Raw genomic sequence first — 20,355 nt, 5'->3', positions numbered from 1 at the left:
AGGCAGCCGGCTTGCTCCCATAAACTGTTGCAATAGAAACCGTTGCCAATGGGGAAGCAGGCGGTAGTGGCACTTAACGAGGAAACGACCAAGCTGCGTCTGATCACGCCTGCGATTATGGAGCAGGCAGGTTGGGGTCAGGGCCAAATCTTTATGGAACATACCTTCACCGACGGCCGGGTCATCGTGCGCGGTGAGACGGTGAAGCGCGGGGCGCGAAAAATGGCCGATTACTTGCTGGTGCACCACGAGGCCCAACAGCCGCTCGCGGTCGTGGAGGCGAAGGATGAGCGTCATAGCGTCGGCGACGGCATGCAGCAAGCGATCGAGTATGCGGTCGCGCTCGATGTGCCTTTTGCATACTCGTCGAATGGCCATGGTTTTCTTGAACACGACTTCTTCACTGGCACTGAGCGAATGCTTGCAATGCACGAATTTCCAACAAATGATGAACTTTGGCAACGCTACATTGCCGGCAAGGGTCTAAGTCCGGAACAACAGGAGACAATTACAGAACCTTACTATTTCGACCCTTTCTCAGGGAAGGCGCCACGGTACTATCAGCGCGTAGCCATTGACCGCACCGTCGAATCGATCTCGAAGGGAGAAAGTCGAGCACTGCTCGTTATGGCGACAGGCACCGGGAAGACCTACACAGCGTTCCAGATAATCTGGCGACTAATGAAGGGCGCCGGCCAATTCAAAAGGGTGCTGTATCTGGCAGACCGGAATATCCTCATCGATCAGACTATGCAGCAAGACTTTAAACCGTTCGAGAAGGTGATGACTAAGGTTCGCAGTCAGGAACTGGATAGTTCCTACGAGATCTATATGAGCCTCTACCACCAGCTTGTCGGCGACGAGGGCACAGAGCCGTTCCGCGACTTCAAGCCGGAGTTCTTCGACCTGATCATCGTCGACGAGTGCCACCGGGGGAGTGCAAAGGCTAACTCGCGGTGGCGCCGTGTGCTCGATTACTTCACAGGGGCGGTGCACATCGGTATGACGGCCACACCCAAGGAGAACCAAGACATAAGCAACTCAAGCTATTTTGGAGATCCTATCTACACCTACAGCCTGAAACAGGGTATCGACGACGGATTCCTTGCGCCATACAAAGTATTCCGCGTTGGTCTTGATAAGGACCTCGAAGGCTGGCGCCCTGAGCGAGGCCAGACCGACATCGATGGGAATGAGATTGAGGACCGCGAATACAACTCACTCGATTTCGACAAGACCCTCGTTATCGACGAACGGACTCAGCGAGTGGCCGAGCGAGTGACGGCCTGGCTCAACCATCACGGGCGGCTGAGCAAGACCATCATCTTCTGTGTGGACATCGAGCACGCTGAGCGAATGCGACAGGCCATGGTGAACGCAAACAGAGATCTAACGGCCCAAAACCCTCGCTACGTGATGCGCATCACCGGTGACAACCAAGAAGGCAAGAATCAGCTCGACAACTTCATTGATGTTAATGAGTCGTATCCAACCGTCGTGACTACCTCGAAGCTAATGACGACAGGTGTAGACACGAAGACGGTGCAGCTCATCGTGCTAGATGCGAACATCAACTCGATGACCGAGTTTAAGCAAATCATCGGCCGAGGGACCCGTCTGTATCCAGATGCCGGGAAGATGTACTTCACAGTCATGGACTTCCGCGGAGTCTCGCGGTTATTTGCCGATCCTGCGTTTGACGGGGATCCAATCGTCGTATACGAGGAAGATGACGAGACCCCGCCGGAAGCAAATCGGCGCGGGTCGAGTTCGAATGAGGCGCAGGACAGCCTCGATGACTCGCGCGACAAGCGAACGAAGGTGTTCGTCAATGGAGTGGAGGTCACTATCCTCAACGAGCGGGTCCAGTACTATGACCAGGACGGCAGGCTCACGGTTGAGAGCATCGTCGATTACAGCCGCCGAAACATCCTCGGAGAGTTCGCAACGCTTGAGCACTTCATTTCCGCCTGGCGCGACGCCGAGAAAAAGCAGGCAATCATCAGTGCGCTTGAGGAGCAAGGTGTACTCCTTGATGCGCTTCGAGACGACGCGGGGAAAGCAAGTGCTGAGCTCGATCCCTTCGACCTGATACTTCACATTGCGTATGACCAAAAACCTGTCACGAAGCGGGAGCGAATCGACCGCGTGAAAAAGCAGGGGTACCTCTACAAGTACTCAGATGTATGTCGTGCCGTGCTTGAGGGACTCCTCGACAAGTACATGAACGAGGGGATCACGGACCTCAAGGATACTCGCATCCTCGGCAACGCGCCGTTCGATAGACTAGGTAGCCCTGCCCGGATCGCCCGGATGTTCGGCGGCAAGCAGGAGTATCTTGAGGCGGTGCGCGAGCTCGAACGTGCGATTTATGGCCTCGCCGCATAGTCGACAGGAGTACGAGTGGTAATCGGCGGATTCGTCAAAAAGATCCAAAACATCATGCGCGGCGATAGCGGCATCAACGGTGATGCCCAGCGTATTGAGCAGATGGTGTGGATCCTCTTCCTCAAGGTCTATGACGTCAAGGAGGAGGACTGGGAGTTCCACGACGAAACGTTCCACTCGATCATCCCTGAGCCGCTCCGCTGGCGGAACTGGGCTGTGGACACGAAGGATGGTGCTGCGCTCACGGGCCAGGGGCTACTCGACTTCGTCAACGTCACTCTGTTTCCGAAGTTGAAGAACCTTCAGCTCGACTCGCGTACGCCTTTGCGGCAGAGCATTGTCCGGGCAGTATTCGAGGACAGCAACCAGTACATGAAAGACGGCGTGCTTCTGCGTCAAATTATCAATGAGATCGACGCGATCCAGTTCGACGACTATAAGGAGCGGCACGCGTTCGGAGAGATATACGAAACGATCCTGCGGAGCCTGCAGGGGGCGGGCAACGCCGGCGAGTTCTACACGCCACGTGCGGTGACCGACTTCATGGCTCAGATGCTCGCGCCGCAGCTCGGTGAGCGTATCGCAGACTTCGCAGCAGGCACAGGCGGGTTCCTTACATCTTCACTCAACTACCTCGAGCCTCAGGTGAGCTCTGTTGGAGACCGCGAGCTTTACGCAAAGAGCGTGTTCGGCATCGAGAAGAAGCAGTTCCCGTACCTGCTTGCTGTGACGAATCTCTTGATCCACGACGTTGATAGCCCGCAGCTGTTTCATGGCAACTCACTCGAGCGGAACGTCCGCCAGTTCAAGGACCAGGACCGATTCGAAGTCGTGCTTATGAATCCGCCCTATGGCGGCACTGAGCAGGAAAATCTGAAAATGAACTTCCCAGCTGAGCTGCGCAGCGGCGAGACTGCGGATCTGTTCGTCGTGCTGGCGATGTACCGCCTTAAACGCGACGGGCGGGCAGCGCTTATCCTACCTGACGGATTCCTATTCGGCGCTGATGGGCCGAAGCGTGCGATCAAACGCAAGCTCGTCGAGGAGTTCAACCTGCACACTATTGTCCGGATGCCAATGAGTGTGTTTGCACCTTACACATCGATCGCAACGAACATTTTGTTCTTCGACAATACGGGCCCAACCGAGCGCACTTGGTTCTATCGCGTCGACAAGCCTGACGGGTACAAACACTTCTCGAAGACGAAGCCGATGCTGCTTGAACACTTTGAAGGTTGCATGAGTTGGTGGGACGACCGAGTTGAGCTCACAAACCCCAAGACCGGTTCGTTCACGGCGCAGTCGTTCACCGCGGCCGAGCTCGCCGAGCGCAGTTACAACCTGGACCTGTGTGGGTATCCGCGCGATGAGGAGGAGGTGCTCTCGCCCGAAGAGACCATCGACCAGTACAAGCGCCGCCGGGACGAGCTCAACGTGCGAATTGACGAGCGACTGATGCTCATCGAGCAAATGCTTGGGGCGGGCAAGTGATCGCCGACAAGCTGCGCAAGTCAATACTGCAGGATGCAATGTCAGGCCTGTTGACGAATCAACTGCCTTCGGATGGGGATGCCCGGGAACTACTCGCGCGCATTCGTGCGGAGAGAGCAGCGCTGGTTGCGTCGGGAGAGCGCAAGAAAGACAAGCTGCTGCCTCCAATCTCTGAGGAGGAGATTCCGTTCGACATCCCGGCCAACTGGGTATGGGTGCGGTTTGGTGACGTCCTACGGTTCATCAATGGTCGCGCATATAAGCAGGACGAGTTGCTGTCGGACGGAAAGTACAAAGTGCTCCGCGTCGGGAACCTCTTCACAAACGCGCACTGGTATTACTCGGACCTGGAGCTTGAGGACGAGAAATACTGCGACTCTGGTGACTTACTCTACTGCTGGTCCGCGTCGTTCGGCCCGCACTTGTGGGATGCTGGACGGGCTATTTTTCACTATCATATTTGGAACGTTAAGTACGGCCCGCTGGTGAAAAAGTTTGTTTACTACATGCTGATGCGCGACGTAGATTCCATCCGTAATTCGACGACTGGAAGCACGATGGTGCACGTGTCAATGACGAATATGATGCCCAGAATGATGCCGTTGCCGCCCCTTGCGGAGCAGGAGCGTATTGTTGAACGGCTCGAGCAGCTTCTGCCGCAAGTAAATGAGCTCGCCTCCAACGAAATTGAGCTTGATGCCCTTAGGAAGCGTTTTCCGGATGATATGCGGAACGCAATACTGCAAGACGCAGTTTCGGGCCGTTTGACCCAGCAACTGCCTCCTGATGGCGATGCGGGCGAGCTGTTGGCGCAAATCGATGTAAAGAAAGCGCAGATGGTTGCTGCAGGGCAGCTCAAGCAAGAGAAGCCGTTGCCACCAATCCTCGAGAGCGAGATCCCGTTTCAGGTTCCGAAGAGTTGGGCGTGGGCCCGAGTTGGCCAGATCTGTATCCTGAGTCCCCGCAACACTGCTTCGGACGACGTCAAGGTCGGTTTTTTGCCCATGGCCCGCCTGCAGGACGGTTATGGCAGTGAATACGAGTTCGAGATCCGACGATGGGGTGAGGTTCGCTCGGGATATACGCACTTCCAAGACGGAGACCTAGTCCTCGCGAAGATCACGCCCTGTTTCCAGAACCGTAAGTCTGCTGTCCTCAACGGCCTTGAATCGGGCCTCGGCGCGGGGACAACGGAATTTCACGTCCTTCGTGGGATTGACCAAACAATCGACATGAGGTACCTGCTGTTCTTCTTCAAAACGGCGGACTTCATCCGCGATGGCGTCAGGGCAATGACAGGGACAGCGGGACAACAACGGGTGGGAGCGTCGTTCTTGAAGGACTACCTTATTCCGGTCCCGCCCCTGGCGGAGCAGAAACGGATAGTGGAGCGGCTCCAAGATCTGCTCCCCCTATGTGAGGCGCTGGGATAGCGGCAGAGGTCAGATACGGTTTTCACACGACAAGCGCCACCGGTTGTTCACCGGCTGGCGAACGACCTCCGGTCCTGTCTGGGTGAGCCGTCTCTATCAAGCCCACCCGAGGTGAAGTTCCGCATGGGTAGCGAAACGGGGGGAGTGTGCGTCATTTGGGGCGGCGCATATCTTGCCGATTAGCAGATCAACGGCGTTCTGGACGTCATGGGTTTCGCGTCATTACCGCGACACACCTTGCGTCCAGGGCTCACAAAGACGTAACCCCACCTGAACAAGGCGTCGCAGCCCAAGCTGTAGACAAGCATGGCCACTGAGCGGAAGCCTTTGCGTTCCTCCTCCGTGCACAGGCTGCGTAGCTTAATATGCCCGGCGACCACGAGTCTGGCCGGACGCTCCTCGCTGCGTATGTCGCAGGGGCCGTTGCCCGGCCTTTCAGCAGATGGCGGCGCAGGTCCGTCTGCTCTCGTCGGACTGATCCAGGTGAAACTTCGTCTGTGTCTCCGCCGTCCCCGTCGTCCGGGCGACCATAAAGCCCTTCCTCGGATGCCTTCGACAACGGCAGGTCGAACGCTGCAAGAAGGGCAAGCCCCTCTTCTTCAGAGAGGGTGGACAGAAACCGGGCACGGTTTAGGCACTCTGCCGCTATTAATTGGCTTGTCCGGTCCAGTTCTCAGCAGCTTTGCTACGTCTTTACAGTGCAAATCCACTCCGGTCCGAACGGGTTCGATTGTGACCAACCACCCCTCATCAGGTTCCTCCGGGTGCCATTTTCGGGTTATCGGGCGGACGACGCGAGGGCGTTCAAGAAGCGGTCACCCTGCTGACGGCCAGCAGATGGGCCTCATGGTGGCGCAACACGATGTCGTCCCGTTGCAGATCCATGATCATCCTCCGGGATTCTGCCGTGGCCCTGTCCAAAGTGTCCCAGCTTGGTTTGCTGCTTTATTGTTTTTGCTCTGGCTGGCCCACCAGTGCTTTCTCGCCATCTGCTCACGGTCCCCATGCCGTTGCTACGCAAGCAATGATCTAGCTAATCCTGCAACATAGCCGGTAACAGAACCGCACAATGAGTGGGGCTTGCGTCAATTCTGAGGCTCCTTCTGGCTGTTATCCTCAGTGCTCATGAGTTGGACGATGTAGTCGATGAGATGTTCAAGGTCCTGCCAGTCGTCCGACTTTTCATGTCTACTTGCAGCGCTGAACGTCTTTACCTTTTCGTAAAAGCGCTCTTGGATGAGGCCCTTCTGCGAAATCTCGCCTTGGTAGGAATTCATGGGCTTGACGTACTGAGTCCACTGTACGGGCGAAAGTTCACCGTCAATAGTCAGAACATCTCGTCCGAGGAAGAGTTCCACCGATACTGCTCGCCCATTGATGTCAGTACAGCTCAGGCCGTCAGGTCCATAAGTGGGGTAGCTACGGGCGAGCTCGAGTTCAGGAAGAACAGTACCCCGCATATGCGGTCGTAACGGCGACTTCCGAAGCGATAGGAGCCCCTGACGGCCGGCTGTGTCGTTGTCGTAGAGCCCTATTATTCTGTTGCCGACTCCAGCGGCAGAGAACGCCTTTAGCCCATTCGTGACGGCTCCCACGCCGCCGTCAGGTTTGTGCGAGTAATCCATGAACGTCAAGAATCCAACCAGATCAGGTCGTAGTATCTCGAGGGCCTTTTCCAATATGCTGGCATCCGAAGACCCCTCCGTCAGCGTGATGGTCGGCATGGTGCCGGAGGCCTCGGTGATTTCCTCAGCCCGCGCATCCGCACACAGCGTTTCAGAGGCGGCAGCGTGTCCTCTCCCGATAACTTCTCTAAGGTCGAAGGCGACCGGGTGCTCGTCCGGCAATCTGTCAACCAAGTAACGAAGTTGACTGCGTTCCTCGCCCCATATGTAGCCCCAAGAGCTGCGAAGGCGTTGTTTCGATGGATTTTCGTAAACTGAAGGAGCCCCTCCTTCCGATTCAAGATCAATGACGAAGTCGGCTATGAGCTTCTCCGGATCATCAGCCAGGTTCTTATTCTCGACGTGGTGCCGTGTTGCCCATCCTTGGAGAACCACTGCGTCCGCGCGGGCTCGACCGAATCCAAGCAGTTGCAGGCGGTCGCGGATTGTCTTGGCACTCGACAAGTAGAGGCCCTCACTAACCCGTTCGTTGTCCAAAAACAACGCAGCGTGCTGGAGGCTGTAACCTTCTCGGACGAATCCCGAAACTGGGACAGTCTGATCCTCGCCGATGCAAACCCACGAATATGCTGCCACTCTGCCTCCCGTTCACTCTTTGCGTCCCATCCCACGAAACCACAGGGACATGCTTGCCAACAGTAACAACAGCAAGTCAATGAATCGGCAGGCTTGCTGGCATCAACTGCCATGACTCAGGAGCTTCCCAAAGGCGATCGGGAACCACCCTCAGCTAGACGGAGCCCGACAAGACGCAGGGCTGGCATTCGCATGATCCGCTATAAGCTTCTAGATGTTTGCAGTCAGATTGGATGCTGGCTTCCTTGATTTGGGGGATGGATGAGCGAGTTCACGAATCGCAAAGCGGTCAATGCCGTTGAAAAGTTGGCTCTGCAGATCGGATGGTTCTTCCGACCCCAGGACATAAGCGACCAAGGTATTGATGCTCACGTCGAGGAGGTCCGACTCAGCGAAGAGGAGGGCAAACCGACAGTCGAGGTTGGAACAGGTCGGTTGATTGCCATCCAGATCAAGGGTGGGCCCTCCTACTTCAGGAAACCGTCAGCAAATGGTTGGTGGTTCCCGTTCAGTGCGAAAAAGGCGAAGCTATGGCTGGGGCACGCACTGCCGGTGGTTGTTGTCCTCGTCGATCTCAAGAACAACGCTGTGTATTGGCAGCGAATTTCCAGCACGACCGTGCTATCGACTGGCAAGGGTTACAAGGTCGAGGTGCCTTCATCGCAACCGATGTCAGCGGCAGGTAAAGAATGGAGACACATCGCCAGTGGTCTTGAGACTCTGGCCGAGGCGCGTTTCGAGCACGCCTTAACGCAGCTGCCGCCGCCCGTTTGCAGCGCGCTGCAGGCTCGCCCGCCTGCTGAACGACAAGACGCAGCGCTATTGGCTTCCCATCTGGCCGAGGGTCGTGCAAACCCGCGTGGCACCGCTCAGTCACTTCTGGCGGCGTCGCCTCTCTGGATCGAACGCAATGGCTCATGGGCATGGGCAGTGGTGGCTACTTATGCTGCACAACACGAAGAATACGATGTGAGTGCTGAAGCATTTGAACGGGCCGGCCGAGCTTCCGTACAAGACTGTGGGAGCAACTTAGCGGCAGCGGCCTTGAACATAATGGCATTTGACCGTAAGCGATCCGGCGATCTCCTCGACGAGGCTGCGGCAACCGGTGATGCACCCCTGCTAGTGGCCGTTGGACGAGCACTACTCGCTAATCCCGACGAAAACGCTGGCCCACTGCCGATAGATCCCATCCTGTTGGCAGACTCCGACGAAGTCCGAAAAGCTTCTCCTGTTCAGGCATTCCTCGCGGAACAGGCCATGCGAAGAGGCGACATGGAAGGTGCTGTTCGCCACTGGCGTCTGCAGTTGCAGTCCGACTCTGGGAACACGCATTCACTGCGATTGGGTTCTGAAATTCTCCGCCGACGTGGAAGCTCCAGCCCTGCTACGGATGACCTGTCCGAGGCAGCGACACACTTGGAATCAGCTATTTCCCAGCGCCGCAGATGGGCGGGTCCGACCACCGATCTTCTAGAAGCATTATCCCAGTGTTATATGTTGCAGGGACGGTTCGAGACGGTATTGCAGATTTGTTTGCCTGGGCCGATAGGGTCTGCCACTCATGAGGAGTCCGAAGATCCCAGAATGCTACGTTTCGCTCTGAACGCGGCTTATTTTCTTGGACGACAAAACTTGGTGGTTGAACTAGCCCAACGCCTAGGTGAAACGGTCAGTGACCGAATCCTCAAGATGAGGGTGGGGCTCTTAGACCCATCGCCAGAGGAGGCAAGGGAGTTGTGGTCAGCGGAGTTCGACAGAGCAGTGGATACTGCGGACTATCGACAGATCGTGATTGCTGGTATTGCTCTAGCTGACCTCGGCGTGGATAAGAGCAGCAGCTTGGACTCCTATGTAGCCCAATCCATCATGCCCTCGTGGTTGGTGGACTTTGTTAAGGCGGCGCACATCGCTTATGCCGACTTGGATAGAGCATTGCCAGCTCTGCGGATGCTGGCTTTGGAGGACCCCATGGTTGGGGAACACCTGATCATGAAGCTGCGCGAAGCGCGTCGCTTCCTTGAGGCGGCGGAAACTTGCCAGGCGCTCTACTCGGCTGCTGGCAATCCCTGGTTCCTAATCCGGAGAGCTTCGTGCCTGGTTGACGCCGGGGACGAGAACGCCGAAGCCGCTGCTAGTCTTGCGGCCAATACGGGCGAGGCCCACCCTGTGGAACGCGCGCGCCTCCTGACATTCTTGGCTGAGAGAGAAGGTGGCCGCGGTAACTGGGATGTGGCGGAGACACATCTGGTCGAAGCTCTAAAGCTATTCGGTTCCCCTGGCCCCGCGGAAGTATGGCGTGTCGTCGTTTCGCAACTTAACCAAGGCAAAGCAGCGCAGGCGGCCGAGTTGATTGCCAAATACCGGCCCGTTGCCCGCACAAAGGAAGAGGCAACACTATGGGCACGCGCGAACGCGACAGTAATGTGGGATGAGTCGAAGGCTTCAGAAGCGCTGGCGCTAGCCCGTCGCTTCCCAGACCCTAAGCTTTCCATCGCTCTCTTGGGACAACTTATCAGCAACACTTACGCAGTCGACCAGAATCTGGACCCGGCAGCATCCGAGGCCCATGCGTTGGATACTCGCCGCCGTCTAGGGCAAGGTGCCGTCCCCGGGGAACTGCACCGACAAGCTTTCGCGGCTATGCAGGAACTCGTTTCTGAATTCGGGGACGAGACTGGGGTAACGGTGCTCCAAGGTATGCCAGAAGAAGCTATCGGTCAGCTTACAGAAATCCTCAAGGAGCGCGCGGCAGAAGAAGGTCACCTTCGAGATCTAATCAGGGCCGTCCGAAATGCCACGGTGCCTATTGGCCTCTTCGCCGGTTTACGCAATCACAGCTACGCCGCAATCCTAGTAGAGCGAGCTTTTGGAGTGCTGGTTGCAGGATCAGCGGACGACGACGAGCACGCCCATGAGGTCGCCGCCGCACGCGCAGCATTAGGCCAATCGATCGTTGTGGATGCAGCAGCCCTCCTGACACTGTCAGGCCACGCTTCTGTACGCGGGCTCAGCGGTCACTTCGCTTCCCTTCAGGTTACGGCTGCAACAATGGGCGACGTTCATCGAGGGGTTTCCGAAATTCGAGGCCGAGCCGGAAGCCCCGGAACCTTGACTTGGGACCCGGACCAATCTGCCCTTGTTTTCAGAGATTTGCCTGAAGCAGAGTTTGTTCGTCAGTTGCGCCGGGCTGAAGCCTTGGAAGGTTTCGCTCAAAAGCTGCATGTCCGAGTTGTGACCGAGGTAAGCGTTTTTGAGGAGGTCGGAAATGAGGCCGAGGTAACTCTTCTCAATGAGGTTGGAAATGAAGCGGAACATTCCCCGTGGTCGCACTCGATCCAACTCGCACATGATGAGGCTCTCGCCCTGTGGTCCGATGACCTAGGTCTCCGACGGCTGGCACGTGCACTTGACCTCCCAAGCTTCGGAACCCCAGCCCTGGTTGACGCCGTCCGCGATCGCTCGCTTGAGCTGTCGTCTGCAAAAGACACAGATGACGATGCCATCCTTACTGCGACATCCGCAAACCTCCTGCTAGCCCAAGACTTCCTTGTGGACCTGGTCTTGGCTGATGAGGACCTCCTGAATTTGGCCGAGAGAGACGCTTGGCTTCCTCGCGCTGCTTCAGCGGTTCTAACACGGGCAGCTTGGTGGGTGTGGCAGATGAATCCTCTTGAGATACTGCTGAAGCTCTACAGTCGGGTCCGTGAAGCTAGGCCAGGAAGCCTCTCGGACTGGCAGCTATCGGCTATGACTGGTATCGGTAGGCTCTCAACACATCCCGAAACAAGCGCGAAACTCTTAGCTTTGGTGGCGTTGATTGGTTTCGGACTGTCCTCCAGTGATTCGGAAATCCTCGATGGTATCAGACGTGCAAAGGCAGTCGCTGCTGAAAGCAATTTCCCCGACCCAACTTTACAAATCCCAGCTGCAGCGGTGGAGTTGGCCCGGATGGGGCTTTGCGACGAGCCGATCGAGCTCGCTGCCCGCATTCTGGACCGGTTAGATGCACCAGAGGCACCTGGGACCGACGGCGAGGCTTAAGGATCATTCACCCTGCGCCACCTCCGGCCGACAGCATGATGTGAACCAAAGTGTTATCGCTGCTCTTGTCAGGACGTAAGTGTTGGAAGACACCAAGTAGCCACCTGGCGAACGAAGAGGGAAGATGCGAAGCGGGAAGACAGTGGCCTTTCTGACAGTTAGTGCCACATGTGCAATCTGCTTCGTGCCTCATGACTTCCAGTCAATCATGGAGCCCAAGATTGTGTCTCATCCGCGAGCCACTTATGGTTTCGTGTAATGCATGCCTGACCCGTACCGTAGTAGGAGGCCTCTCAGATCTGAGAGGCCTCTTCGGTTAACGCAGCTCTTGGAAAGTGGTGTCATCGATCGTGCCTCGGGGCACGACCATCCCGCTACCAGATGGCGCCCGGCATGAGTGGCACGATCTAACACGGGGGGGGTGGAGCCCTCATCCGCCCGACACGGAACCCGGAGCTGCACCGCGGGCTGCAGGTGACGGCCGCGCACTTTTCATGGAATCCTGAGGAACCCTCACATGGGCGTTGTATGCGGTCCAGAACTTGGAGGCAGCAGGGTCCGGCTTCCGGGACCTCGGGCGCGGCCGTCAGCCGCACGCTGTGAGGAGATCCCCGGACGGTGCCGGCACGATCAGGAGAAGCTATGGGTGGAATGCCATGGACGGGGAAATCCGCCCGAACCGAACCGGGTGAGGCATCGGCGCGGTCGGCTCGTCGGCTGGTCGGCGTTGACGCGGCCCGGGGGCTGGCAATTATCGGGCTGATGGCCATTCACCTGCTGCCGGACGGCAGCGAGGAGGCGGGGGAGCCCAGTTGGGCGTGGATCCTGTTTTCAGGAAAATCGGCGGCGCTGTTCGCCCTGCTGGCAGGTGTGGGGCTGGCGCTGGCCTCCGGCGGCCGTCGCCGGCACGAGGGCAGGGCGATGACCGCTGATCGAGTGGGCCTGGTGGTGCGGGCCGTGCTGATCGCCGCTGTGGGATTGTGTATCGGGACCGTGATGCCCGAGGACGCGCCAACGGACAACATCCTGATCTACTACGGGGCGTTCTTCCTTCTGGCCGTCCCGTTTCTGCACCTGGGGCCCAAGGCGTTGTTCGCCTCCGCGGCGGGCTTCGGGATCCTGGCCCCGATCCTGGCCTTACGGTTAGGGGAAGTGCTGCCCGACTTCGTGTCCCAAAACCCCACGTTCAGCGATCTGGTAACCGAGCCGGGGGCGGTAACTGCCCAGCTGATGCTGACCGGCACCTACCCGGCCCTGGCCTACCTGACCTACGTGTTCGTCGGACTGGGGATCGGGCGGCTGGATCTGGGCAGGACCGGGGTGCAGATCCGGATCCTCGTCGTTGGTGCCGGCCTGGCGATTTGCGCCCAGACCGCCTCATATCTCTTGCTCTACGCCTTCGGTGGCTTCGAGCGGTTGCTTAATGCCTCCTCGCTGAGCGAGCGCGACCTGCGGGAAGCGCTGATCTGGGGACCGGATGAGATGTCGGATCCAACGGGGTGGTGGCTGGTGATTACCACTCCGCACACCAACACCCCGCTGGCGATCGCGACCAGCCTGGGTGTTGGTCTGATCATTGTGGGTGTCTTCCTGCTGGTGGGCTCGAAGGCCGGGCCGTGGCTGCTGCCGTTGTCGGCAATGGGTACGATGACCCTGACCTTGTACACGGCGCACCTGGTGGGGCTGTCCCGTGAGCTCCACTATGACCAGCCCTACCTGTGGTTCACGATCAATGTTGTCGCAGCTGTCCTATTCGCGGTGGCCTGGCAAAGAGCCCTAAGACAGGGGCCCTTGGAGCGGGTGGTCGCCGCCGCTGTGAAAGGCACCCGCCGGCTGGTGGTCGGTGGCTCCGGAGGAACCATGCGCAAGTAACCGTCATGGGCACCCCGCAAAAGGTGTACTCCTGCAGCCCGAAGCGGACCGACCGGGCACGTCCGGACCAACGTCGAGATCCTTATCCGGGTCCGGCACACCGGGTCAACCGGCGGGCTGCGGCCGTGTGCGCGGTGATCGCCCCTCCAGGTGGGGTGTGGTTCAATGCGTGTTGCAGCAGGCTGCCCAGGATCCAGCAGTTTAACCCCTTACGCCGCTTGCGGTGCGCGGTGCCGGCCGCACGCGGAGAAGCACCGGCGGCAGTCGCCGCAACACTAGACTGGCGCCATGAGTTCGACCGATCGGCCGTCATGGCTTCCACCGCTGCCCCCGCCGAACCGCGGGCGCGTGCTGATCATCCTGGGCTGGCTGCTCGTTGGAGGAAGCTTCATCTACATTTTCGTGATGAGCTACCTGGGCGGAACCCACACCCTCTACACCCTGGTTCCACTGGCCCTGGGCCTGCTCTGCCTCATCGTCGGACTGCTACGGCGCAATGAGGGCCGGTAGCGGCCCGGTGCCCGCCGGCACCGCCATGCCCCTACCGAAAGCGAGCCGCCCATGACCGAAACCTCCGGGCCCTGGTGGACCCGCGCCGTCGTGTACCAGGTCTACCCCCGCAGTTTCGCCGACGCCGACGGGGACGGCATCGGCGACCTCGCCGGAATCCTCGGCAAGCTCGACTATCTGGCGGAGCTCGGCGTCGACATTCTCTGGCTCTCACCGATCTACGCCTCGCCCCAAAAGGACAACGGCTACGACATCAGTGACTATCAACGCATCGACCCGGTCTTCGGGACCTTCGCCGACTTCGACGCGCTCGTGGAGGGGCTCCATGCCCGCGGCATGAAGCTGGTGATGGACCTGGTGGTGAACCACACCTCCAACGAGCACCCTTGGTTCCTTGAGTCGGCGTCCTCCCCGCAGAGCCCCAAGCGGGACTGGTACTGGTGGAGGGACCCCAGGAAGGGCTTCGCGCCGGGGGAGCCCGGCGCCGAGCCCACCAACTGGGGGTCCTTCTTCAGCGGCCCCACCTGGACGCTCGATCCGGCCAGCGGGCAGTACTACCTCCACCTTTTCGCCCGGGAGCAGCCCGACCTCAACTGGGAAAATCCCGAGGTCCGCGCCGCCGTGTACGACATGATGACCTGGTGGCTCGACCGCGGGGTCGACGGTTTCCGGATGGACGTCGTCAACTTCCTATCCAAGACCCTCCCGCTGGCCGACGGCGCCGTCCCGCCCGGGCACCTGTGGGGCGACGGCGGACCCCAGTTCATGTCCGGTCCGCGGATCCACGAATTCCTCGCTGAGATGCACCGGGAGGTCTTCGCCGGCCGGCAGGCCGAGCTGATCACGGTGGCGGAGATGCCGGGGGTCACCGTGGAGGAGGCGAGGCTGTTCACTAACCCGGCCCGCGCCGAGGTGGACATGGTCTTCCAGTTTGAGCATGTCAGCCTCGACCAGGGCCCCGGCGGCAAGTGGGACTACCGGGGGCTGGATCTGCGCGACCTAAAGACCTCGTGGAACCGGTGGCAGAAGGGCCTGGCGGAGACGGGCTGGAACAGCCTCTACCTCGACAACCACGATCAGCCCCGCCTGGTCTCGCGCTTCGGCGACGACGGCGCCTACCGCTACGAATCAGCGACCCTGTGGGCGGCCCTGCTGCACCTTCACCGCGGCACCCCGTACATCTACCAGGGCGAGGAACTGGGCATGACGAACGTGCCCTTCACCTCGATCGAGGACTTCCGGGACATCGAATCCCTCAACTGGTACGACGAGGCGACGATGAAGCTCGGCCGTGACCCGCAGGAGGTCCTGGCCGCCCTGCGCAGGATGAGCCGGGACAACGCGCGCACGCCCGTCCAATGGACGGGCGGGGCCAACGCCGGGTTCACCACCGGCACCCCCTGGATTGCCGTGAACCCGAACTATCCGACGGTCAACGCCGAACTCGACCGCTCCTCCCCGCGCTCGGTCTACCGGTTCTACCAGCGCCTGATCGCCCTGCGGCACGGGAGCGCGGTGGTGCAGCTCGGACGCTTCGGCCTCGAGCAGGCCGACCACCCGGTGCTCTATGCTTTCACCCGCACGCTGGACGGCGCCGTGCTCCGGGTGCTCGGGAACGTCTCGGGGGAGCCCCTCGGGCTTCCGCCCGGCCTCGGCGGCGGCACGCTGCTGCTGGGCAACTACGGTGCCCCGGGCGACGCCGGCACCGCCCGGGGCACCGCGGGTCAGGGGGCGACCGGGCGGGCCTCGGTGATGGAGCAGGACACCCTGCGACCCTGGGAGGTGCGCATCCTCGAGGTGTCCTGACGGACGCCCCTACCGCTCGTTGATGAGGGTGGAGGAGTAAAGCTCAAGCAGGGCCGGCATGCCGCCTTCCTTCATGGCCCGGCGCTGGCGCTCGGCGCCGGTACCCTGCTCCCAGACCGTCGCCAGGCCCGCCTGCACCCAGGCGGTGTCCCCGGCGGCGTCGAGGGCGGGGCCCACGTAATCGAGCAGGCGTTCCATCTGGGCCCGGGCCGGGGTGAGCGTGCCGGTGCGCAGGTCCACCGAGTCGCCGGTGAGTCCGTCCCGGGCGGCCTGCCACAGGGCCGCGTCAAGCAGTTCGGGATGGGGGTCGAGGAAGCGGGTGTCGGCGTCGACGTCGGCGACGGCGGTGGTCACCAGGGCGCGGATGAGCGCACCGAGAAGCACCGAGTCCTGCGCCTCAAGCTGGACGTCCCCGGCGCGGACCTCGAGGGTCGGGTAGCGGTCGGAGAGGCGCGCCACCCAGGTCAGCACCCCGCGGTCGATGATCGCCCCGGTGGCCACGAGCCGCTTGATGCGCCGCTCGTAGTCGGCGGCATCCTCGAACACCGGCGGCACGCCTTGGACCGGCCACCGGCGGTAGTGGACGAGCCGCCAGCTGCCGAAGCCGCTGTCCCGGTCGAGCCAGAACGGGGAGTTCGTGCTCAGGGCGGTGACAATGGGGAGCCACGGGCGGATCCGGTTCAGGGCCTGGACCCCGGTCTCCTTGTCGGGGATGCCGACGTGGACGTGCAGTCCGTTGACGAACTGGTCGCCGACGATCCCGGGCGCGCTGGCCTTCAGTTCGTGGTAGCGCTGCTTGTCGGTCAGCTGGGGGTACTCCTGCTCGATGCGCGGGGCGGTGGCCGTCGCCGCGGCGAGCACCCCGAACCTGCGTGCCGCCGCGTCGAGCTGGCGCCGGAAGTTCAGCAGGGACTCCTCGGCCTCGGTCAGGGTGCTGCACACCGGCGTCGCGGTTTCAATCTGGCAGCTGAGCAGCTCCCGCTGGATGTCGTCCGGGTCGATCTCCGGGGTCAGCTCGAGCCGCTCCTGGATCTCCGTGGCGCGGTGGACGGGCAGGCCCGAGGCCGGGTCCACCAGCAGGTACTCCTCTTCAAGGCCAAGAGTGGTCATGGGGCGGCTCCGGGGTCGTGGGGTGCGGACGTGACGCGGCATTTCCTGACCAGTCTAAGGACACCGGACACACCATCCGGAAACGCAGGCCGAAACCGGACCGGTCAGCCCGCCGTGGCTGGCATGACACAGCCCGGGTGGGGTTCAAGGGTCTCGACCCACAGAGCCTGCGCCAGCGCGTCGCTGACCTCCACCGCGGCCGGGCCCGCCGCGGTGTCGAACACCACGGCCAGGGCCCCGCCGAACGGCCGGCGGCCGGTGACCGTCAGCGGCACGTCAAGGCCCACGGACCTGCCGCTGAGGTAGCGCAGCACCTCCGGGTCGTCGTCGCTCACCCGGGCCAAACGGGCGCGGTGCCCGTCGTCGAGCGTGGCGATGGGAAAGGCCGCTGGAAGGCGGATACGCCCATCGGCCGTCGGGATCGGATCGCCGTGCGGGTCCCGGTGCGGGTGCCCGAGCTTGGCATCGAGGCGTTGGATGAAGGCGTCCGACACCGTGTGCTCGAGCACCTCCGCCTCGTCGTGCACCTCGTCCCAGCGGTAGCCGAGCTCCTGCACAAGGAACGCTTCAAGAAGCCGGTGGCGGCGCACCATGGCCAGGGCCAGTCGGCGTCCCTCCGGGGTGAGCCGGATGGGCCCGTATTTTTCCCGCTCCGCCAGGCCCAGGTCGACGAGCTTGCCGACCATCTCGGTCACCGAGGACGCCGCGATGGACAGCCGCCCGGCCAGCTGCGACGCCGTGATCGGCTTGTCCTGCCACTCGGTGAAGGCGTAGACGGTCTTGACGTAATCCTGGACGCTGGCCGAACCGACGCTCAGGGCCGGAGTGTTCCTCGGCCCCATTCAGGACACCGCCCCGGCAGGTTCGTCCCCCACGTGCGCCCGAGCGGACGGGCCCCTGCGGCTGCGGCGCACGCGGAGGCGCTGCCAGAGCACGCCGTTGGGCCGGGCCACCAGATAGACGACGGTGAAGACGAGGGACTGGGCGAGGACGACGGCGGCGCCGGTGGAGATGTCGAGGTAGTAGCTGGCGTAGATTCCGGCCAGGGAGGCGGCGACCGTAATGCCGACGGCCAGGACCAGCATGCGGTCGAAGCTGCGGGTCAGGAGGAACGCCGTGGCGCCCGGGGTGATGAGCATGGCGACCACGAGGATGATGCCCACCGCCTGCAGCCCGACCACCACGCTGAGCGCGAGCAGGCCCAGCAGCAGCGCCGAGAGGAATTTCGTGTTCAGCCCGATCACGTGGGCATGGGTGCGGTCGAAGGCCAGCAGGGTCAGGTCGCGGCGCTTGAACAGCACCACCGCGAGGGTCACGGCGCCGAGGATGAGCACCTGCCACAGTTCACCGTCCGTCACCCCGAGCACGTTGCCGAACAGGATGTGAAGGAGGTCGATCTGCGAGGGGGTGCTGGAGACGATGGCCAGCCCCGCGGCGAACAAGGCAGTGAACACCACGCCGATCACCGTGTCGGGTTTGAGCTTCGTCGTTGAGCGCACCACCCCGATCAGGGCGACGGCGCCGGCCCCGAAGACGAACGCGCCGATGGAGAACGGCAGCCCGACGATGTAGGCCAGGGCCACCCCGGGCAGGACGGCGTGCGAGACGGCATCGCCCATCAGCGACCAGCCCATCAGGATCAGCCAGCAGGACAGGACGGCGGACACCACGGCCGCCGCGATGGTCACGACCAGGGCGCGGGTCAGGAACCCGTACTGCAGGGGCTCGGTGAGCCAGGTCAGAAGGTCCATCTCAGGGCTCCCGGATTTCGAGGGCGCCGCCGAAGGCAAGCGCGAGGTTGCTGGGGGTGAGCACGTCCTCCGGGCGGCCCCGGGCGAGGACCCGGTTGTGCAGCAGGACGGCCGAGTCGCACAGCTGGGACACCCCGGCGAGGTCGTGGGTCGACATCAGCACCGACCGGCCCTCGTCGCGCAGTTCCTGCAGGAGCGCGGTCAGGGTCGTCTCGCTGGAGCGGTCAACCCCGGCGAAGGGTTCATCGAGCAGCAGCAGCTTCGCGTCCTGTGCGATGCTGCGGGCGACGAACGCCCGCTTGCGCTGCCCGCCGGAGAGTTCGCCGATCTGCCGGCGGCGGAGACCGGACAGACCCACCCGCTCCAGGGCGGCGTCGACGGCGGCCCGGTCGGCGGCCGAGGCGCGCCGGGAGGGACCCATCAGCCCGTACCGTCCCATGGCGACGACGTCGGCGACGGAGACCGGGAAGTCCCAGTCGACATCCTCGGCCTGGGGCACGTACGCGACGAGGCCGCGCTGGCGGGCCTCCCGGCTCGAACGCCCGTACAGCTCAACGGTGCCCGCTGCCGGCACGAGCAGGCCCATGAGGGCCTTGAAGAGCGTCGACTTGCCCGACCCGTTGACCCCGATCAGGCCGCAGATGCTGCCGGTGCCCACGCTCACGCCAACCGCGTCGAGGGCCCGCACGTCGTTGTAGCTCACGGTGAGGTTCCGGGCCAGCAGCGCGGGCGGGGCGGGGCTGGCAATAGGGGTGCTCATCGGGAAAGTCCTTCGGTGATCAGGGAGATGTCGTAACGCAGCAGGTCCAGGAAGGTCGGAACCGGGCCGTCCGGGCCGGAGAGGGAATCGACATACAGGGGTCCCTCGAGCCTCACGCCGGTGGCGGCGGCGACCTGCTCCTGGGCGGAGGGGTTGACCGTCGACTCGCAGAAGACGGCGGGGACCTCGTGGCGGGAGACGAAGTCGATGACCGCGCGGATCTGCCGGGGCGTGCCCTCGGCGTCGGCGTTCACCGGCCAGATGAACGCCTCCTGAAGTCCGGCGTCGCGGGCGAGGTAGGAGAAGGCGCCCTCGCAGGTCACCAGGGCGGCACCCTCGGTGCTGCGGGCACCGGCCCGCAGGGTCTCCAGCAGGGCCTGCAGCTCGGCCTTGAGGGCCGCACCGTTGGCCTCGAAGGCCGCTGCGTGCTGCGGGCTGAGGTCCGAGAGAGCCCGGACGGTGTTGTCGACGTAGGCCTGGGCTGCGAGCGGTGACATCCACGCGTGCGGGTTCGCGAGGCCGCGATAGTCCCCGGAGCGGATATCCACGGGGTCGACGCCGTCGGAGAGCACCACGTGGGGGGCGTCGACCGAGAGCAGGAAACGCTCGAACCAGCGCTCGAGACCGAGCCCGTTGTCGAGGATGAGGTCGGCGTCCTGGGCGCGGATGAGGTCCGACGGGGTCGGCTCGTAGCCGTGGATCTCGGCGCCGACCTTGGTGACCGACTCCACCCGGACATGCCCGCCGCCGACCTCGTCGACGAGGTCGGCGAGCACGGTGAAGGTGGTCAGGACGACGGGCCGGTCGTCCGAGGCGGCGGCGGGCTCCGGCACCGGCGCACCCGCGCAGCCGGCGAGGGTGAGCCCTCCGCACAGCAGCAGGCCAGCGAGGAATTTCGGCATACCTAAATATAGGGCTTCGGCGACCCG

The 20,355-nt window shown here is 61.9% G+C and carries 13 protein-coding genes; 7 read left to right on the top strand and 6 right to left on the bottom strand.

Annotated features, from left to right (window positions below; all coding sequences use genetic code 11):
* Positions 1-48: 48 nt before the first annotated feature.
* Genes hsdR through E2F48_RS16070 form a run of 3 tightly spaced genes read left to right on the top strand, consistent with a single transcriptional unit; the run spans position 49 to position 5,312 of the window.
* The gene (hsdR, locus tag E2F48_RS16080; protein ID WP_133404974.1) at positions 49-2,388 is read left to right on the top strand and encodes an EcoAI/FtnUII family type I restriction enzme subunit R; all 2,340 of its coding nucleotides are present in this window, start codon (positions 49-51) and stop codon (positions 2,386-2,388) included.
* Between the two features lie 15 nt (positions 2,389-2,403).
* Complete coding sequence (locus tag E2F48_RS16075) at positions 2,404-3,879, top strand: type I restriction-modification system subunit M (RefSeq protein WP_133404973.1); 1,476 nt, start codon at positions 2,404-2,406, stop codon at positions 3,877-3,879.
* Positions 3,876-5,312, top strand: coding sequence for a restriction endonuclease subunit S (locus E2F48_RS16070; RefSeq protein WP_133404972.1), 1,437 nt, complete (start codon positions 3,876-3,878; stop codon positions 5,310-5,312). Before E2F48_RS16075 ends, E2F48_RS16070 begins: the two co-directional genes overlap by 4 nt.
* A gap of 1,085 nt (positions 5,313-6,397) precedes the next feature.
* On the opposite strand, the gene E2F48_RS16065 is transcribed toward E2F48_RS16070, so the two are convergent.
* Positions 6,398-7,573: a hypothetical protein gene (locus E2F48_RS16065; protein WP_133404971.1), complete on the bottom strand. Its 1,176-nt coding sequence runs from the start codon at positions 7,571-7,573 to the stop codon at positions 6,398-6,400.
* 261 nt (positions 7,574-7,834) lie between these two features.
* Here E2F48_RS16065 and E2F48_RS16060 point away from each other — a divergent pair, with 261 nt between their 5' ends.
* The 4 genes from E2F48_RS16060 (at position 7,835) to E2F48_RS16045 (ending at position 15,805) form a co-directional block, all read left to right on the top strand.
* Complete coding sequence (locus tag E2F48_RS16060; protein WP_133404970.1) at positions 7,835-11,617, top strand: DUF4365 domain-containing protein; 3,783 nt, start codon at positions 7,835-7,837, stop codon at positions 11,615-11,617.
* Positions 11,618-12,259: 642 nt separating this feature from the next.
* Positions 12,260-13,489, top strand: a complete 1,230-nt coding sequence (locus tag E2F48_RS16055; RefSeq protein WP_342772607.1) for a heparan-alpha-glucosaminide N-acetyltransferase domain-containing protein — start codon at positions 12,260-12,262, stop codon at positions 13,487-13,489.
* 288 nt (positions 13,490-13,777) lie between these two features.
* Positions 13,778-13,999, top strand: coding sequence for a hypothetical protein (locus E2F48_RS16050; protein ID WP_133404969.1), 222 nt, complete (start codon positions 13,778-13,780; stop codon positions 13,997-13,999).
* 51 nt (positions 14,000-14,050) lie between these two features.
* Positions 14,051-15,805, top strand: coding sequence for an alpha-glucosidase (locus E2F48_RS16045; protein ID WP_133404968.1), 1,755 nt, complete (start codon positions 14,051-14,053; stop codon positions 15,803-15,805).
* Between the two features lie 9 nt (positions 15,806-15,814).
* On the opposite strand, the gene E2F48_RS16040 is transcribed toward E2F48_RS16045, so the two are convergent.
* The 5 genes from E2F48_RS16040 to E2F48_RS16020 all read right to left on the bottom strand — a co-directional run bounded on the left by E2F48_RS16040 (position 15,815) and on the right by E2F48_RS16020 (position 20,328).
* Entirely contained in the window at positions 15,815-16,915 is a 1,101-nt protein-coding gene (locus E2F48_RS16040; protein ID WP_133404967.1) for a carboxylate-amine ligase, read from the bottom strand.
* Between the two features lie 104 nt (positions 16,916-17,019).
* Positions 17,020-17,757, bottom strand: coding sequence for a metal-dependent transcriptional regulator (locus tag E2F48_RS16035; protein ID WP_133404966.1), 738 nt, complete (start codon positions 17,755-17,757; stop codon positions 17,020-17,022).
* Positions 17,758-18,666, bottom strand: coding sequence for a metal ABC transporter permease (locus E2F48_RS16030; protein WP_133404965.1), 909 nt, complete (start codon positions 18,664-18,666; stop codon positions 17,758-17,760).
* Between the two features lies 1 nt (position 18,667).
* Entirely contained in the window at positions 18,668-19,426 is a 759-nt protein-coding gene (locus tag E2F48_RS16025; RefSeq protein WP_133404964.1) for a metal ABC transporter ATP-binding protein, read from the bottom strand.
* Entirely contained in the window at positions 19,423-20,328 is a 906-nt protein-coding gene (locus E2F48_RS16020; RefSeq protein WP_133404963.1) for a metal ABC transporter solute-binding protein, Zn/Mn family, read from the bottom strand. The genes E2F48_RS16025 and E2F48_RS16020 overlap by 4 nt, the downstream gene beginning before the upstream one ends.
* Positions 20,329-20,355: the final 27 nt, after the last annotated feature.

Source organism: Arthrobacter crusticola (assembly GCF_004357995.1).
GTDB lineage: Bacteria > Actinomycetota > Actinomycetes > Actinomycetales > Micrococcaceae > Arthrobacter_D > Arthrobacter_D crusticola.
The sequence above is the reverse complement of the archived record's forward strand: the minus strand, read 5'-3'. Positions and strand labels throughout refer to the sequence as shown.

Bases quoted from the DNA above. Each gene is read 5' to 3' on its own strand.
- E2F48_RS16050 (WP_133404969.1), top strand. From the start codon at position 13,778: ATGAGTTCGACCGATCGGCCGTCATGGCTTCCACCGCTGCCCCCGCCG.
- hsdR (WP_133404974.1), top strand. From the start codon at position 49: ATGGGGAAGCAGGCGGTAGTGGCACTTAACGAGGAAACGACCAAGCTG.
- E2F48_RS16020 (WP_133404963.1), bottom strand. From the start codon at position 20,328: ATGCCGAAATTCCTCGCTGGCCTGCTGCTGTGCGGAGGGCTCACCCTC.
- E2F48_RS16060 (WP_133404970.1), top strand. From the start codon at position 7,835: ATGAGCGAGTTCACGAATCGCAAAGCGGTCAATGCCGTTGAAAAGTTG.
- E2F48_RS16035 (WP_133404966.1), bottom strand. From the start codon at position 17,757: ATGGGGCCGAGGAACACTCCGGCCCTGAGCGTCGGTTCGGCCAGCGTC.
- E2F48_RS16045 (WP_133404968.1), top strand. From the start codon at position 14,051: ATGACCGAAACCTCCGGGCCCTGGTGGACCCGCGCCGTCGTGTACCAG.
- E2F48_RS16025 (WP_133404964.1), bottom strand. From the start codon at position 19,426: ATGAGCACCCCTATTGCCAGCCCCGCCCCGCCCGCGCTGCTGGCCCGG.
- E2F48_RS16030 (WP_133404965.1), bottom strand. From the start codon at position 18,666: ATGGACCTTCTGACCTGGCTCACCGAGCCCCTGCAGTACGGGTTCCTG.
- E2F48_RS16055 (WP_342772607.1), top strand. From the start codon at position 12,260: ATGGGTGGAATGCCATGGACGGGGAAATCCGCCCGAACCGAACCGGGT.
- E2F48_RS16040 (WP_133404967.1), bottom strand. From the start codon at position 16,915: ATGACCACTCTTGGCCTTGAAGAGGAGTACCTGCTGGTGGACCCGGCC.